Annotated in this window: 15 protein-coding genes; 7 read left to right on the top strand and 8 right to left on the bottom strand. The window is 72.3% G+C overall.

The features are described 5' to 3' along the window. Positions 1–106 precede the first annotated feature (106 nt). Positions 107–1,081 (bottom strand): carbohydrate kinase family protein, encoded by a 975-nt coding sequence (locus ACFYZ4_RS07230; protein ID WP_351304569.1) that lies wholly within the window; start codon positions 1,079–1,081, stop codon positions 107–109. A 135-nt stretch (positions 1,082–1,216) separates the two neighbouring features. Between ACFYZ4_RS07230 and ACFYZ4_RS07225 the strand changes: the two genes are divergently transcribed. Next, positions 1,217–1,456: a hypothetical protein gene (locus ACFYZ4_RS07225; protein ID WP_351304572.1), complete on the top strand. Its 240-nt coding sequence runs from the start codon at positions 1,217–1,219 to the stop codon at positions 1,454–1,456. Between the two features lie 76 nt (positions 1,457–1,532). After that, a complete protein-coding gene (locus ACFYZ4_RS07220; protein WP_390783306.1) occupies positions 1,533–2,987 on the top strand; it encodes a hypothetical protein in 1,455 nt (484 codons plus the stop codon). Positions 2,988–3,077: 90 nt separating this feature from the next. Here ACFYZ4_RS07220 and erpA read toward each other — a convergent pair whose 3' ends face one another. Further along, positions 3,078–3,434, bottom strand: a complete 357-nt coding sequence (gene erpA, locus ACFYZ4_RS07215; RefSeq protein WP_030010511.1) for an iron-sulfur cluster insertion protein ErpA — start codon at positions 3,432–3,434, stop codon at positions 3,078–3,080. A 296-nt stretch (positions 3,435–3,730) separates the two neighbouring features. On the opposite strand from erpA, the gene nadA reads away from it, so the two are divergent. Continuing rightward, a complete protein-coding gene (nadA, locus tag ACFYZ4_RS07210) occupies positions 3,731–4,918 on the top strand; it encodes a quinolinate synthase NadA (RefSeq protein ID WP_351304576.1) in 1,188 nt (395 codons plus the stop codon). Between the two features lie 101 nt (positions 4,919–5,019). Here nadA and ACFYZ4_RS07205 read toward each other — a convergent pair whose 3' ends face one another. The 3 genes from ACFYZ4_RS07205 to ACFYZ4_RS07195 form a co-directional block, all read right to left on the bottom strand. Then, on the bottom strand, positions 5,020–8,157 hold the full coding sequence (locus tag ACFYZ4_RS07205) for an efflux RND transporter permease subunit (RefSeq protein ID WP_351303720.1): 3,138 nt from the start codon (positions 8,155–8,157) through the stop codon (positions 5,020–5,022). A gap of 147 nt (positions 8,158–8,304) precedes the next feature. Continuing rightward, positions 8,305–9,033, bottom strand: a complete 729-nt coding sequence (locus tag ACFYZ4_RS07200) for a response regulator transcription factor (RefSeq protein WP_351596997.1) — start codon at positions 9,031–9,033, stop codon at positions 8,305–8,307. Between the two features lie 125 nt (positions 9,034–9,158). Next, the gene (locus ACFYZ4_RS07195; RefSeq protein ID WP_351597000.1) at positions 9,159–9,980 is read right to left on the bottom strand and encodes an adenosylcobinamide-GDP ribazoletransferase; all 822 of its coding nucleotides are present in this window, start codon (positions 9,978–9,980) and stop codon (positions 9,159–9,161) included. A 70-nt stretch (positions 9,981–10,050) separates the two neighbouring features. On the opposite strand from ACFYZ4_RS07195, the gene ACFYZ4_RS07190 reads away from it, so the two are divergent. Beyond that, the gene (locus ACFYZ4_RS07190) at positions 10,051–10,824 is read left to right on the top strand and encodes a hypothetical protein (protein ID WP_351303712.1); all 774 of its coding nucleotides are present in this window, start codon (positions 10,051–10,053) and stop codon (positions 10,822–10,824) included. Positions 10,825–10,932: 108 nt separating this feature from the next. Here ACFYZ4_RS07190 and ACFYZ4_RS07185 read toward each other — a convergent pair whose 3' ends face one another. After that, on the bottom strand, positions 10,933–11,211 hold the full coding sequence (locus ACFYZ4_RS07185) for a hypothetical protein (RefSeq protein WP_390783305.1): 279 nt from the start codon (positions 11,209–11,211) through the stop codon (positions 10,933–10,935). 13 nt (positions 11,212–11,224) lie between these two features. After that, the gene (locus ACFYZ4_RS07180; RefSeq protein WP_082410863.1) at positions 11,225–12,019 is read right to left on the bottom strand and encodes a PspA/IM30 family protein; all 795 of its coding nucleotides are present in this window, start codon (positions 12,017–12,019) and stop codon (positions 11,225–11,227) included. A gap of 261 nt (positions 12,020–12,280) precedes the next feature. Here ACFYZ4_RS07180 and ACFYZ4_RS07175 point away from each other — a divergent pair, with 261 nt between their 5' ends. Both ACFYZ4_RS07175 and ACFYZ4_RS07170 read left to right on the top strand, forming a co-directional pair. Next, positions 12,281–12,889 carry a DUF3043 domain-containing protein gene (locus tag ACFYZ4_RS07175; RefSeq protein WP_351303707.1) on the top strand — a complete coding sequence of 203 codons (609 nt, stop codon included), beginning with the start codon at positions 12,281–12,283 and terminating at the stop codon, positions 12,887–12,889. Between the two features lie 74 nt (positions 12,890–12,963). After that, the gene (locus ACFYZ4_RS07170) at positions 12,964–13,671 is read left to right on the top strand and encodes a class I SAM-dependent methyltransferase (RefSeq protein ID WP_351303705.1); all 708 of its coding nucleotides are present in this window, start codon (positions 12,964–12,966) and stop codon (positions 13,669–13,671) included. A 75-nt stretch (positions 13,672–13,746) separates the two neighbouring features. On the opposite strand, the gene ACFYZ4_RS07165 is transcribed toward ACFYZ4_RS07170, so the two are convergent. Next, a complete protein-coding gene (locus ACFYZ4_RS07165; RefSeq protein ID WP_351295768.1) occupies positions 13,747–13,959 on the bottom strand; it encodes a hypothetical protein in 213 nt (70 codons plus the stop codon). A gap of 104 nt (positions 13,960–14,063) precedes the next feature. Between ACFYZ4_RS07165 and ACFYZ4_RS07160 the strand changes: the two genes are divergently transcribed. Further along, entirely contained in the window at positions 14,064–15,278 is a 1,215-nt protein-coding gene (locus ACFYZ4_RS07160) for a bifunctional adenosylcobinamide kinase/adenosylcobinamide-phosphate guanylyltransferase (protein ID WP_351295771.1), read from the top strand. The last annotated feature ends 35 nt before the right edge of the window (positions 15,279–15,313 follow it).

The raw sequence follows: 15,313 nt of genomic DNA, 5'->3' as shown, positions 1-15,313 counted from the left end.
GGATTCCTGGGGCTCCGCCCCAGACCCCGCTCCTCAAACGCCGGAGGGGCTGAAATGCGGAGGCGGAGTCCCAGGCGGCGCCGGCAGGCGGGGCAGGAAAGGTCGGTCAGGACAGGTGGGCGCGGACTTCGGCGGCGGCTTCGTCGCCGTAGGCCTTCGTGAAGCGCTCCATGAAGTGGGCCCGGGCCAGGGTGTACTCCTGGGTGCCGAGGGTCTCGATGACCAGCGTCGCGAGCATGCAGCCCAGCTGCGCCGCCCGCTCCAGGCCCACACCCCACGCCAGCCCCGTCAGGAACCCGGCGCGGAACGCGTCGCCGACACCCGTCGGGTCGACCTTCGCGGTCTCCTCCGGGCAGCCGACCACGATCGGGGCCTCGCCGACCCGCTCGATCTTGACCCCGTTGGAGCCGAGCGTGGTCACGCGCGTGCCGACCTTCGCGAGGATCTCCGCGTCCGTCCAGCCCGACTTCGACTCGATGAGGCCCTTCTCGTACTCGTTCGAGAAGAGGAAGGTCGCGCCCTCCATCAGGGTGCGGATGTTGTCGCCGTCCATCCGGGCGATCTGCTGCGAGAAGTCGGCGGCGAAGGGGATCCCCCGCGTCCGGCACTCCTCCGTGTGGCGCAGCATCGCCTCGGGGTCGTCCGCGCCGATGAGGACCAGGTCCAGTCCGCCGACCCGGTCGGCCACGGACTTCAGCTCGATCAGGCGGGCCTCGCTCATCGCGCCCGTGTAGAAGGAGCCGATCTGGTTGTGGTCGGAGTCCGTGGTGCACACGAAGCGCGCGGTGTGCAGCACCTCGGAGATGCGGACGGACTCGGTGTCGACGCCGTGCCGGTCCAGCCAGGCGCGGTACTCGTCGAAGTCGGATCCGGCGGCTCCGACCAGGATCGGGCGGCTGCCGAGCTGCCCCATGCCGAAGCAGATGTTCGGGCCGACCCCGCCCCGTCGCACGTCGAGGTTGTCGACGAGGAAGGAGAGGGAGACCGTGTGCAGCTGATCGGCGACCAGCTGGTCGGCGAATCGGCCGGGGAAGGTCATGAGGTGGTCGGTGGCGATGGAGCCGGTGACTGCAATGCGCACGGCGTGGACGCTCCTGCTGAGGACGGCGAGGGACGGACAGTCAAAACTACCCGGTAAGCGACCCCAGGCCGAACCCCAGAAACTACCCCTTAGTAGCTCTTTCTTCGCGAGAGCCCCGATGCCTACGGTGCCTTCATGACCTATACCGATGGTTTCGGCTACGGCGAGTACACCGCGGACAAGCGCGGCACGGAAGCCCCCCGGCAGCCCGGCCTCACCCGGCTGCTCGGCGACTGCGCCCGGATGGCCCCGCACTGGGCGGTCCCGGCGGACCCCCGGCCGGCCCGGGTGGCGCCCTCGCAGATCCACGGGATCAGCGTGCCGCCGGCCTCGGCGCGGCTGATCGCCTCCACCGCGGCGTACGGGGACCAGTAGGGGGGCGGGAACCGGTTTCGCCCCTGCTCCGTCACACCCGCATCAGACACTGCGGGACCGGAGAAGGAGCGTTGCGGTGACCAGCGAAGAACCCGACACATCACGCGGCACACGACGGCGGCCCGCCTGGGCCGTCGGCTCGATCGCGGCCGCGGTCCTGCTCGCGGGCGGCGGCACCGCGTACTGGGCGTCCACCGCCCACGGCGACGGCGGGCCGGGCCACCGTACGGGTGACAGCGCGGCCTCCGCGCCCCGCAACGCGGGAGACCCCTCGGGCCCGGGCATCGCGCCCGGTGAGCCCGATCCGTCCGGCGAGGGCGTGGTCTACCGGGCCGATGTGCGGCTCCCGGAGGGGCCGGCCTCCGCGCCGGCGTTCGCCGTCTCGGGCGAGGTCACCTCGGCGGAGGTGGCCCGGCTCGCCGCGGCCCTCGGCATCCCGGGCGAGCCGCGGCTCGCCGGGGACGTCTGGCTGGCCGGGGAGGCCGCCGACGGCTCCGGCCCCCGGCTCACGGTGAGCCGTACGGCCCCGGGGACCTGGAACTTCGCCCGCTTCCAGGCGCCGACCAACGGCACCGGGGACGACTGCGCCCGCGGCAAGGACACCTGCGGGCCCGCGACCGTCCCGCGGGACGGCGACGGCGCGGTCTCGGGGGCGGGCAAGCCCGAGGCGGCGGCCAAGCCGGTGTCCGAGGAGGCCGCCAAGGCCGCCGCGGCCCCCGTACTGGCCGCGGCGGGCCTGGACGGGGCGAAGCTCGACGCCCGGCTCACCCAGGGTTCGGTGCGGGTGGTGAGCGCCGATCCGGTGGTCGGCGGGCTGCCCACGCAGGGCTGGTCCACGAAGGTGAGCGTGGCCGGCGACGGCACGGTCGTGGGCGGCAGCGGCGAGCTGAAGGCGCCCGTGCGGGCGGCCGAGCAGCCGGTGGTCGGGGCCGTGGAGGCGCTGGCCCAGCTGAACGCGAAGTCGGGCGGCCGGGAGGGCGGCGCCCCCGATCCCAGCGGCTGCGCCAGCGCGGTCCCGCTGGCGCAGGACGCCCCGGTGGCGGCCACCGACACGGTGCCGTGCAACCCGGAGCCGCGGCCGATGAAGCCGCCGCGGACGGAGACGGTGCAGGGCGCGGTGCTCGGGCTGGCCCCGGGCACGGTGAACGGCGCGCGGGGTCTGGTCCCGGCCTGGCTCTTCGAGGTGGCGGGCCGCGGCGGCGCACCCGCCCACACGGTGGCCCAGCCGGCCGGCGCCGAGCAGAGCACCCCCGCCCCGAAGGACGGCCGGACCGTGCCCGGGTTCTCGTACGCGCAGGCCGACCGGAAGCTGACCGTGAACTTCTGGGGCAGCGTGTGCAGCACCTACGCCCTGGAGGCGCGGGAGTCGGCCGAGTCGGTCCTGGTGAAGATCACGGACACCCCGAACAAACCGGGTCAGGCCTGCATCATGCTCGCGCAGGAGATGTCCCTGACGACGACGCTGCAGCAGCCGCTGGGTGACCGGAAGGTGCTCGACGCGACCACGGGCAAGCCGCTCCCCCGGCAGTAGAGCTCAGAAGGGCTCAGGCATGCGGCGAGGGCCCGCCTCCGGTCGGTGTGACCGGAGGCGGGCCCTCGTCGTACGTGCCGAGGTCCAGGCTTAGCTGAACGAGTCGCCGCAGGCGCAGGAGCCCGTGGCGTTCGGGTTGTCGATCGTGAAGCCCTGCTTCTCGATGGTGTCGACGAAGTCGATGGACGCGCCGTGGAGGTACGGGGAGCTCATCCGGTCCGTGACGACCTTCACACCGTCGAAGTCCTTCACGACGTCGCCGTCGAGGGAGCGCTCGTCGAAGAAGAGCTGGTAGCGCAGGCCGGAGCAGCCACCGGGCTGGACGGCGACGCGGAGCGCCAGGTCATCGCGGCCTTCCTGCTCCAGCAGGGTCCTGACCTTTTCGGCGGCGGCGTCGGACAGGAGGATGCCGTCGCTCACGGTGGTCTTGTCGTCCTGTACGGACATCTGCATTCACTCCCGAAGTGGGCGGCTCCCCGCCGGAGACGGGGAAACGTCGGACTCTTGCCGTCGGTGGCAACGAGCGGGACCGCGGATTCATTCCGGGACCCGACGCTTGTTTCAGATATTCCATGCTCGCACACCGCACGCAGGGGCGGGCCCGACTGATCGAGGGCTGATGCGTCACATTGACACTATCGGCATCGTCAAACTGACGTGAAGCGGTTATGATAGATAACGTCAAGTAGACGAGAAGTCGAAATCGCTGATCCAGAAGTCCCTTGTCTCGCAGAACAGAAAGGGTGCGTGTCGTGACCACCGCCCAGCCGTTGGACGTCCAGCCGACGCCCCTTGCCCTGCTGCTGCTCGGCCGCGAGGCCGACCCCAAGAGCGAGCGCGGGGTGGAGTGCCCCGGCGACCTGCCCTCGCCCTCGGACCCGAACCTCGTGGCGCGGGCCCGCGCGGCCAAGGAGAAGCTCGGGGACAAGGTCTTCATCCTCGGCCACCACTACCAGCGTGACGAGGTCATCGAGTTCGCGGACGTCACCGGCGACTCGTTCAAGCTGGCCAAGGACGCGGCCGCCAAGCCGGAGGCCGAGTACATCGTCTTCTGCGGCGTGCACTTCATGGCCGAGTCCGCGGACATCCTGACCTCGGACGACCAGAAGGTGGTCCTGCCGGACCTGGCCGCCGGCTGCTCGATGGCCGACATGGCCACCGCCGAGCAGGTCGCGGAGTGCTGGGACGTGCTGACCGAGGCCGGCATAGCCGGTACGACGGTTCCCGTCTCGTACATGAACTCCTCCGCCGACATCAAGGCCTTCACCGGCAAGCACGGCGGCACGATCTGTACCTCGTCCAACGCGAAGAAGGCCCTGGAGTGGGCCTTCGAGCAGGGCGAGAAGATCCTCTTCCTGCCGGACCAGCACCTGGGCCGCAACACCGCCGTCCGCGACATGGGCATGTCCCTGGACGACTGCGTGCTCTACAACCCGCACAAGCCGAACGGCGGCCTGACCGCCGAGCAGCTGCGGAACGCCAAGATGATCCTGTGGCGCGGGCACTGCTCGGTCCACGGCCGGTTCTCGGTCGACTCGGTGAACGACGTCCGTGCCCGGATCCCCGGCGTGAACGTCCTGGTCCACCCCGAGTGCAAGCACGAGGTCGTGGCGGCCGCGGACTACGTCGGCTCGACGGAGTACATCATCAAGGCTCTGGAGGCGGCCCCGGCCGGCTCCAAGTGGGCCATCGGCACCGAGCTGAACCTGGTCCGCCGCCTGGCGAATCGATTCGCCGCGGAGGACAAGGAGGTCGTCTTCCTCGACAAGACGGTCTGCTTCTGCTCGACGATGAACCGCATCGACCTCCCCCACCTGGTGTGGACCCTGGAGTCCCTGGCCGAGGGCACCCTCGTCAACCACATCCAGGTCGACAAGGAGACGGAGAGCTTCGCCAAGCTCGCGCTGGAGCGGATGCTGGCCCTCCCGTAGCCGTCGCGCCGGAACGCCGAAGGGGCGCCCCCAGCTGGGGGCGCCCCTTCGGCGTTCCGGCCCGCGACCAGGCGCGGGCCCCGGAGGGCCCGCGCCCGCCGTCAGACCTTCGCGGGCTCGCCGTCCGCCTCGTCCGCGGCTTCCTGCGGGGCCGGGACCACCGTCAGGCGGGCCCGCTTCTTCTCCCGGCGGCGCTCCTTGCGGAGTTCCACCATCGTGTAGAGGGTCGGCACCAGGAGCAGCGTCAGCAGGGTCGAGCTGACCAGGCCGCCGATCACCACGACCGCGAGCGGCTGCGAGATGAAGCCGCCCTCGCCGGTGACGCCCAGCGCCATCGGGAGCAGCGCGAAGATCGTCGCCAGGGCCGTCATCAGGATCGGGCGCAGCCGGTGCCGGCCGCCCTCGACGACCGCTTCGACGACGCCCAGGCCCTGGGCGCGGTACTGGTTGACCAGGTCGATCAGGACGATCGCGTTGGTCACCACGATGCCGATGAGCATCAGCATGCCGATCATCGCCGGGACGCCCATCGGGGTGCCGGTGACGAGGAGCAGGCCGAGCGCGCCGGTCGCCGCGAACGGGATGGAGACGAGCAGGATCAGCGGCTGGACCAGCGAGCGGAACGTCGCGACCAGCAGCATGAACACGATCGCGATGGCCGCGAGCATGGCCAGGGCGAGCGAGCCGAAGGCCTCGTCCTGGTCCTCGGAGACGCCGCCGATGGAGGCGGTGGCGCCCTCGGGGAGGTCCAGGGCCTTGAGCTTCGTCTGGAGCTCGGCGCTGACCGCGCCGGTGTTGTCGCCCTGCGGCCGCGCGGTGATGGTCGCGGCGCGGGCGCCGTCGATCCGGGTCATCGCGACCGGGCCGGCGACCTCCTTGACCTCGGCGATGTCACCGAGCTTGAGCGGGCCGACGGGGAGCGCCTGCAGTTCGGCCAGGGTGGTGGCCGGCTGCGCGGACTTGATGACGATGTCCCGCTCGGTGTCGTCCAGTACGGCCTTGCCCGCCGGGTTGCCCCGTACGGCCTGCCCGACGAGGGCGCCGAGCGCGGCCTGGTTCAGGCCCGCCTCCGCCGCCTTGGGGGTGGCGGTCACCGAGATCCGGGGCACGGACTGGGACAGGTCGCTCTGCACGTCGGTGACGTTGTCCAGCTTCGCCACCTCGGCGCGGACCTGCTCGGCGGCCTTGGCGAGGACCGCGCCGTCACCGGCCTTGACGACCACGCTGAGGTTCTGGCTGCCGAAGGCGTCGCCCGCCGAGATGCGGGTGTCGCCGACGCCGTCGAGCGCGGCGAGCTTGTCCTCGATCTGCTTCTTCACGGCCTCCCCGTCGCCCGCGTCCTTCAGCGAGACCTGGTACGAGGCCTGGTTGGAGCCCGTACCGCCGCCGAAGGCCGCGAGGAAGCCGGAGGAGCCGATGGTGACCTGGTAACTCTTGACGCCCTCGACCGAGGCGAGCACCTTCTCGATCTTGCGGCTCGCCTCGTCGGAGGCGGCCAGCGAGGTGCCGGGGGCGAGCTCCTGCTTGACCGTCAGGACGTCCTGCTCGCCCTGGTCGAAGAAGTTGGTCTTCAGCATCGGGGTCATCCCGAAGGTGCCGAGGAGGACGACCACGGCGATGGCCACACTGGTCAGGCGGCGCCGGGTGGCGAAGCCGAGGACCCGTACGTAGAACTTCTGCAGGCGGCTGCGCGCCTCCTTCTCCTCGGCCTCGCGCCGGGCCTTGGCCGCGCTCTCGGCGTCCCCGGCGGTGACGCCCTTGGGCGCGCTGAGGAACCAGTACGAGAGCACCGGCACGACCGTCAGCGAGACGAGCAGCGAGGCCAGCAGGGCCGCGGTGACGGTGAGCGAGAAGGAGCCGAAGAGCTCGCCGATCATGCCGCCGACGAGGCCGATCGGCAGGAAGACGGCGACGGTGGTGAGCGTGGAGGAGGTGACCGCGCCGGCGACCTCCTTGACCGCGGTGATGATGGCGGCCTCGCGCTCCTCGCCGTAGCCGAGGTGGCGCTTGATGTTCTCCAGGACCACGATCGAGTCGTCGACGACGCGGCCGATGGCGATGGTGAGGGCGCCCAGGGTCAGCATGTTGAGCGACAGGTCGCGGGTCCACAGCACGATGAGCGCGAGGACGACCGACAGCGGGATGGAGACCGCGGTGACCAGCGTCGAGCGCAGCGAGGCCAGGAACACCAGGATCACGATCACCGCGAAGAGCAGGCCGAGCAGGCCCTCGGTGGTGAGGCTGGAGATGGACTTGGCGACGGCCGGGCCCTGGTCGCTGACGACGGTCAGGTCGGCGCCGGCGCCGAGGGTGGAACGCAGCTCGGGGAGCTTGTCCTTGACGGCGTCGGAGATGGCGACGGCGCTGCCGTCCTTGTCCATGGTGAGGACGAGGGCGAGGCTGGGCTTGCCGTTGGTCCGGGTGATGGAGTCGGCCTTGGCCGCCTCCTGCTTCACGGTGGCGACGTCGCCGAGGCGGACGGCCGGCTTGCCGGGGCCGGGGCTCAGGCGCAGGTCCTCCACCTGGGCGAGGGAGGTGTAGCCGGCGCCGACCCGGACGGTGCGGTTCTTGCCCGCCTCGTCGAAGGAGCCGGCAGGTACGGCCGCGCCGCCCGCCTGGAGGCCCTGCGCGAGCGCGGCGCCGTCGAGGCCGGCGGCCGCGAGCCTGGCCTCGTCGGGGGTGACGGTGACCTGGAGGTCCTGGACGCCGTCGACGGTGACCTGGCCGACGCCCTCGATGTCCGACAGGACGGGGACGACGGAGCGTTCCAGCTGGTCGGCGAGCGCCTGCTGGTCCTTGTCGGAGGTGACGGCGAGGATGACGGTCGGGATGTCGTCGGTGGAACCGGCCACCACCTGCGGGTCCACCTCGGCGGGCAGCCGGACGCGGGCCCGGTTGACGGCCTGCTGGACGTCGGCGACGAGCTGCTTGGTGCCGCTGTCGCCGTAGTCGAAGGTGGCCATGATGAGGGCGTTGCCCTCGCTGGCGGTGGAGGTGATGCCGGTGATGCCGTCGACGCCCTTGAGCATGGCCTCGATCGGTTCGACGACCTGCTTCTCCACCACGTCGGGCGAGGCGCCCTGGTACGGCGCGAGCACGGACACCATCGGCAGTTCGATGGACGGCAGCAGCTGCTGCTTGAGCTGCGGGATGGCTATGGCGCCGAAGAGGAGCGCGACGATCGACACGAGGCCGACCAACGCCCTTTGGGCAAGGCTGAAGCGGGACAGCCACGACATGGTTATGGGATCTCTCTGCAGTGACGAACGCGAGGGCCCTCCCACCCTGTCCCATCACCCGGGTGCGTTTCGTCGCTCGCAGGTCCTGTCCTTATGTGCGGCATACCGCGTCCGTAGTACGCCGCACCGCCGCCGACTACTCCCGCACTACTCCGCGCGGGGCCGGACCAGTCCCGATTCGTAGGCAATGACCACCAATTGCGCCCTGTCGCGCGCCCCGAGCTTGGCCATGGCCCGGTTCACGTGGGTCTTGACGGTGAGCGGGCTGACCTCCAGCCGGCCGGCGATCTCGTCGTTGGACAGCCCGGCGGCGACGTGTACGAGGACCTCGCGCTCCCGGACGGTCAGCGCGGCGAGCCGCTGCGCGTGCATCCCGGCCGAGGCGCCGGCGGCGGCCGGGTCGGCGCCGCCGCCCTGGGCGAGGAAGGTGGCGATGAGCCCCTTCGTGGCGGCCGGGGAGAGCAGCGCCTCACCGGCGGCGGCGATGCGGATGGCGTTGAGCAGTTCCTCGGGCTCGGCGCCCTTGCCGAGGAAGCCGGAGGCACCGGCCCGCAGGGCCGAGACCACGTACTCGTCGACCTCGAAGGTCGTCAGCATCACCACGCGCACGGCGGCGAGTTCCGGATCCGCGCTGATCATGCGGGTGGCGGCGAGGCCGTCGGTGCCGGGCATCCGGATGTCCATGAGCACGACGTCGGCGCGGGTGCGGCGGGCCAGTTCGAAGGCCTGCGCCCCGTCGGAGGCCTCTCCGACGACCTCCATGTCGGGTTCGGAGTCGACGAGCACCTTGAAGGCGCTGCGCAGCAGTGCCTGGTCGTCGGCGAGCAGCACCCGGATGGGCGCGGCGGCGGGCAGGTCCGTCGGCGTGTCGTCCACGGGGTGAGCGTACGCGGGCCCGCCCGGGCCGGCGGCACGGGTCCCGTCGGGCCGGCCGCCGGGGTCCGTCGGTCCGGCGGCACGGGTCCCGTCGGACCGGACAGCTCCGGGTCCTGCGCGCCGGCTCAGCCCAGGGCGAGGACGATCAGGGCGGCGCTCGCCGCGACCTCGGCCAGGGCGCCGAAGACGTCGCCGGTGACCCCGTCGAAGCGGCGTACGCAGCGGCGGAGCAGGAGCTGCGCGGCGAGCAGGGCCAGCAGGACCGCCGCCGCGTACCGGCCGGCGGCGGGCAGGCCCAGCGGGAGGGCGGCGGCCGCGGCCGCCGCGACGGTGAGCGCGGCGATCGTGGCGGCGACGGGACGCGGGACCACCCCGGCGACGGCGGCGCCGAGCCCGCCGGGGCGGGCGGCCGGGACGCCTTCGCGGCAGGCCAGGGTCATGGCGACGCGGGCCGTGACGGCGGCGACCACGGCGGCGGAGGCGCCGCGGATCCAGCTGTCGGCGTACACGTCGGACAGGGCCGCCACCTGCACCAGCATCACGATCACCAGGGCCACGACGCCGAAGGGGCCGATGTCGGACTGCTTCATGATGCGCAGGGCCTCGCCGGCCGGTTTGGCGCTGCCCAGGCCGTCCGCGGTGTCGGCGAGCCCGTCCAGGTGCAGCCCCCGGGTCAGCGCGGCCGGTACGGCGACGGTGACGGCCGCGGCGAGCATCGGGCCCCCGCCGAGCAGCAGCAGGAGCACTCCGGGGACGGCCGCGAGCACGCCCACGACCAGCCCGGCGAGCGGGGCGCAGGCCATCCCGGTGCGGGCGGCGGGACGGTCCCAGCGGGTGATGCGGGCGGGCAGCACGGTGAGCGTGCCGAAGGCGAAGCGGAGGCCGTCGGGGAACGAGGCGCGTTCCGGGGGCGGCGTCAGGGGCGGACCATCGAACGAATCTGTCATCGGCGGGAACGCTACCCGTTCGGCGTGCGCGGTAAATTACCCATTACGTGCCAAATAGGGAGTCCGTGGGATGGGTCACTGGTTGTATCGGAACATCGTCGAACCGGGGAAGCTCCCCCTCCTGCTCGCCCTGGTCTCCTTCGTGATGTCGTTCCTGGTCACCCGTGTGATCACCCGGATGATCCGGGCCGGCCGCGGCCCCTTCAAGAACGTCACCCCGGGCGGTCTGCACATCCACCACGTCGTCCCCGGCGTGATCCTCGTGATCATCGGCGGCTTCGGCGCGGTCGGCGCCGGCCGGTACGGCTTCGCCGGGGCGCTCTCGGCCGTGATCTTCGGGCTGGGTGCGGGCCTGGTCCTGGACGAGTTCGCGCTGATCCTGCACCTCGACGACGTCTACTGGAGCGAGCAGGGCCGCAAGAGCGTGGAGATCGTGGTCGTGACGGCGGCGGTGGTGGCCCTCGTCCTGGGCGGGTTCGTGCCCTTCGGGGTCAACGACCTGAGCCCCGAGGAGCGCCAGAGCCGCGGGCTGGTCGCCATGAACGCGGCCTTCAACTTCTTCCTGGCCCTGATCGCCCTGTGGAAGGGCAAGGCGCGCACCGCGCTCTTCGGCGTGATCGTGCCCTTCGTGGCGCTGGTCGGGGCGATCCGGCTGGCCCGGCCCGGGTCCCCGTACGCGAAGAGGTTCTACGCGAACCGCCCGCGGGCCCGCGCCAAGGCCGGGCTGCGCGCCTTCCACCACGACCGGCGCTGGGCGCTGCCGCGCCGCAGGTTCGAGAACTTCATCGGCGGCACCCCCGACCCCGAGCGGACCGCGGTCCCCCTGGAGAAGCCGCCGCAGTGACGACGGACGTGCGACGGCGGGCCCTCCCCCGGAAGGGGAAGGGCCCGTCGTCATGACGTCCGGTGTCGGTGCGTCCGCCTGTCGGTGCGTCGGCGGGTCCGTGCGGACTCAGCCGGGGATCAGGCCGTCGTCGCTGAGCATCTCCCTGACCTCGTCAAGGCTCGCGTCGGGCCCCGGCAGGATCAGCTCGGACGGCTCCAGCGCGTCGTCCGGCAGCGGCCGGCCCAGCCGCCGCACCGCTTCGAGCAGGGCTGCCAGCGTGCGCCGGAAGCCCTCCGAGTCCCCGCGCTCCATCTCCGCGAGCAGTTCGTCGTCCAGCTTGTTGAGCTCGGCGAAGTGGCTGTCGGCCAGCTCCACCTGACCTTCCCCCATGATGCGGACAATCATGACGGGCCCCGTCCTACTGCTTGTCGAACCGGTGCTGGGTCTGCGACGGCTGGGCGCTGCCCGGGGCACCGCCCTCGATGGCCTGCTGCTGCGCGGACGGGCCGCCCGCCAGCTCGGCCTTCATCCGCTGCAGCTCCAGCTCCACGTCCGTACCGCCCGACAGGCGGTCCAGCTCGGCCTGGATGTCGTCCTTGGAGCCCAGCCCGCTCTGGTCGTCGAGCGCGCCGGAGGCCAGCAGCTCGTCGATCGCGCCGGCGCGGGCCTGCAGCTGGGCGGTCTTGTCCTCGGCCCGCTGGATGGCCAGACCGACGTCGCTCATCTCCTCGGAGATGCCGGAGAAGGACTCCGCGATCCGGGTCTGCGCCTGGGCCGCGGTGTAGGTGGCCTTGATGGTCTCCTTCTTCGTCCGGAAGGCGTCCACCTTGGCCTGGAGCCGCTGGGCGGCGAGGGTCAGCTTCTCCTCCTCGCCCTGCAGGGTCTGGTGCTGCACCTCCAGGTCGCTGACCTGCTGCTGGAGCGAGGCGCGGCGGGACAGGGCCTCGCGGGCCAGGTCCTCGCGGCCGAGGGCGAGGGCCTTGCGCCCCTGGTCCTCCAGCTTGGCGGACTGCCCCTGGAGCTGGTTCAGCTGCAGCTCCAGGCGCTTGCGGGAGGTCGCCACGTCGGCGACTCCGCGGCGCACCTTCTGCAGCAGTTCCAGCTGCTTCTGGTACGAGTAGTCGAGGGTTTCGCGCGGGTCCTCGGCCCGGTCAAGGGCCTTGTTCGCCTTCGCGCGGAAGATCATCCCCATACGCTTCATGACACCGCTCATGGGCTTCGCGCGCCCCCTTCTAGACGGACTGTGCTCCAGGTCACCGACAGAACCCACAGTACGGGCCCTGTCTCCATTACCGCACTGTTCGAGTACGGATGCGCTCCTCCTCCAGGACGACTACAGCCGCGCCGTATCAGGCGTAAGGAGTAGGTGATCCCAGGAGAGACGGACACCGCACACACCGTGCAATGGGAAGACGCCCGCCGTTGCCGGATCGTTCCCCACCGGGGTGGGGCCCGTGCCCACGACCACGTAGGCTTGGGTTTTGTGTTTGGTAGCCGCTCCTCCAAGGAAGAGAAGGCCGCCGCCGCCGACAAGGTAGGCGCCGACCTCTCGCAGCCCCGTGACCCGCAGGCCCCGAAGGGCCGCCCTACGCCGAAGCGTGCTGTGGCCCAGTCGCAGCGCAAGACCGTGGTGGCCTCGACCGGCAACCGCAAGGAGGATGCCAAGCGAGCCCGTGAGCGCCGCCGGGCCGAGATGGCCAAGCAGCGCGAGGCGCTGGCCAGCGGCGACGAGCGTTACCTGCCCACCCGGGACAAGGGTCCCGTCCGCAGGTACGTCCGCGACTTCGTGGACTCCCGCTTCTCCGTCGCCGAGATGTTCCTGCCCCTGGCCGTGATCATCCTGGTGCTCAGCATGGTCCGGCAGCCGCAGATCCAGAACATCGCGCTGCTGCTGTGGCTCGGCGTGATCGCCCTGATCATCCTCGACTCCATCGGCCTGGTGTTCCGCCTGCGCAAGGCGCTGACCACGCGCTTCCCGGACGAGCCGCGCCGCGGCGCGATCGCGTACGGCCTGATGCGCACCCTCCAGATGCGCCGGCTGCGCCTGCCGAAGCCGCAGGTCAAGCGCGGGGAACGGCCCTGAGCGGATTCTCCGAGGGCGCGCGGATCTGGCTCGAGGGCCTGGGCGGACTGCGTAACGCCGTCCGGCAGGAACTGGTGGGCCGGCAGGTCGACGAGCAGATCGCGCAGCGCTTCCCGGTCGGGCAGCGGCTGCGCGTCCTCGATGTGGGCATGGGCCAGGGCACGCAGGCACTGCGGCTGGCCCGGGCCGGGCACAAGGTGACGGGTCTGGAACAGGACCCCGGCATGCTCGCCGTCGCCCGTGAGGCGCTGGCCGAGGAGCCCGCCGGGATCCGCGACCGGGTGCAGCTCATGGAGGGGGACGGGCGCGAGACCGGCGCCCACTTCCTGCCGGGCAGCTTCGACGTGGTGCTGTGCCACGGGGTGCTGATGTACGTGCCCGAGCCGGACGCCATGCTCGCCGGGCTGGCCCGGATGCTGGCCCCCGGCGGTCTGCTGTCCCTGCTGGTGCGCAACGGCGACGCGCTCGCCATGCGGCCCGGGCTGGACGGCGACTGGAAGGGCGCGCTGGACGCCTTCGACGGCACGGACTACACGAACCGGCTGGGCCTGGACGTGCGCGCCGACCGGCTGGCCGGACTGACGGCCACCCTGTCCGGGATCGGCGCTCCGCTGGGTGCCTGGTACGGCGTACGCGTCTTCACCGACGGCACCGAGGCGGGCGAGGTGCTGCCGCCGGACGAGGAACTGGAGCGGCTGCTGATCGCCGAGGACCGCGCGGGGCGGACCGACCCCTACCGCGGCGTGGCCGCACTGCTGCACCTCTGCGGCGTGCGGGGCTGACCCCCGCTGCGCGGGGGTCACGGGGGCTCCGCCCCCGCACCCCCGCGCCTCAAACGCCGGCGAGGCTGGATACCGCTACGCCTCCAAGGCGGCGCGCAGGCTCATCGTGTAGAGCTCCGTGCCCGCGTCGTCGGACAGTTTGACCTGCTCGACGCCGCCCTCCAGCAGGTCCTTCCAGTACTCGCCGATCCAGGACTCCGCGTCCCCCTGCGTGGTGAACTCCTCCGGTACCACCGACGGGCTCGTCTCGGTGCCGTCGGCCGTCTCGAACCGCCACGTCCACGCCATGTCAGCCTCCGTTGCTCGCACGCGTCTCGCACGCTTCCTGCCCTGAGTCTGCCCGCAGAGTATCCGGGCGCGCAGCAGTCTCGGGGACGCGGGAGGATCATCCTGTGGAACTCACTCTGCTCGGCACCGGCACACCCGAGGGCCTGCCCCGTCCCGGCTGCCCCTGCGCGGCCTGCGCGGTCTCCGTCGGCGGGCGGGCCCGCGCCGCCACGGCCGTACTGGTCGACGGGGCGCTTCTCCTCGACCTGACCCCCGGTGCGGTGCTGGCCGGGGCCCGGGCCGGGCACTCGCTGGCCGGCGTACGGCAGGTCCTGCTGACTCACCCGCACGACGGACCCGCCGTGGAGCTGCCGCCCGGACTGCCGGCCGCCGGGCGGGTGCCGGACGGGCGCGAGCTCGCGGTGATCTCCGGACATCGGGTGCGGGCGGTGCCGATGGACGCGCCGGGCACCGGGTACGAGGTGACGGGCCCGGACGGCGGCCGGCTGCTGTACCTGCCGCCCGGCGGGGCCCCGGCCGGGACGAACGACGTGACCGGGCAGCGCCCGTACGACGTGGTGCTCGCCGATGTGCTGGGGCGGCCCGAGGCCCTCGCCCGGCTGCGGGCGAGCGGCGCCGTCGGCCCGGCCACGGACGTGATCGCCGTCCACCTGGACCACGACGTGGCGCCGGGCCGGGAGCTGGAGCGCCGGTGCGCGGCCGCCGGGGCCCGGGCCGTGCCGGACGGGACCACCGTGACCGTCGGGGAGTACCGCCCGGTGCCCGGCCCGCCGCGCCGGACCCTGGTGCTGGGCGGGGCCCGCTCGGGCAAGTCCGTGGAGGCGGAGCGCCGGCTGGAGTCCTTCCCCGAGGTGGTCTACGTGGCCACCGGCGGCACCCGGAACGGGGACGCGGAATGGGCGCAGCGGGTCGGCCTGCACCGGGAGCGCCGGCCGGCCGGCTGGCGGACGGTGGAGACGTGTGAACTGCTCCCGCTGCTGGCCGAGGAGGGGCCGCCGCTGCTGATCGACTGCCTGGCGCTGTGGCTGACGGACGCGATGGACCGGGCGGGAGCCTGGGACGACGCCGTCTGGGCCGAGAGCGGGCAGCGGCGGCTCGGCGAGCGCACCGCCGGGCTGGTGGCCGCGGTGCGCGCGACGCGGCGTCACGTGGTGCTGGTCAGCAACGAGGTCGGCTCGGGCGTCGTCCCCGCGACCGCCTCGGGCCGCCGCTTCCGTGACGAGCTGGGCCGGCTGAACGCGCGGGTCGCGGGCGAGTGCGAGCACGTGCTGCTGGTCGTCGCGGGGCAGGTGGCCGTACTCAGGGAACCGCCGGGGTGACCCCGTGGAGCGGGCCGTGAACCGGGCCCCGGAAC

This window comes from Streptomyces sp. NPDC001513 (genome assembly GCF_042894695.1).
Lineage (GTDB): Bacteria > Actinomycetota > Actinomycetes > Streptomycetales > Streptomycetaceae > Streptomyces.
This window is presented reverse-complemented; position numbering and strand designations above follow the sequence as displayed.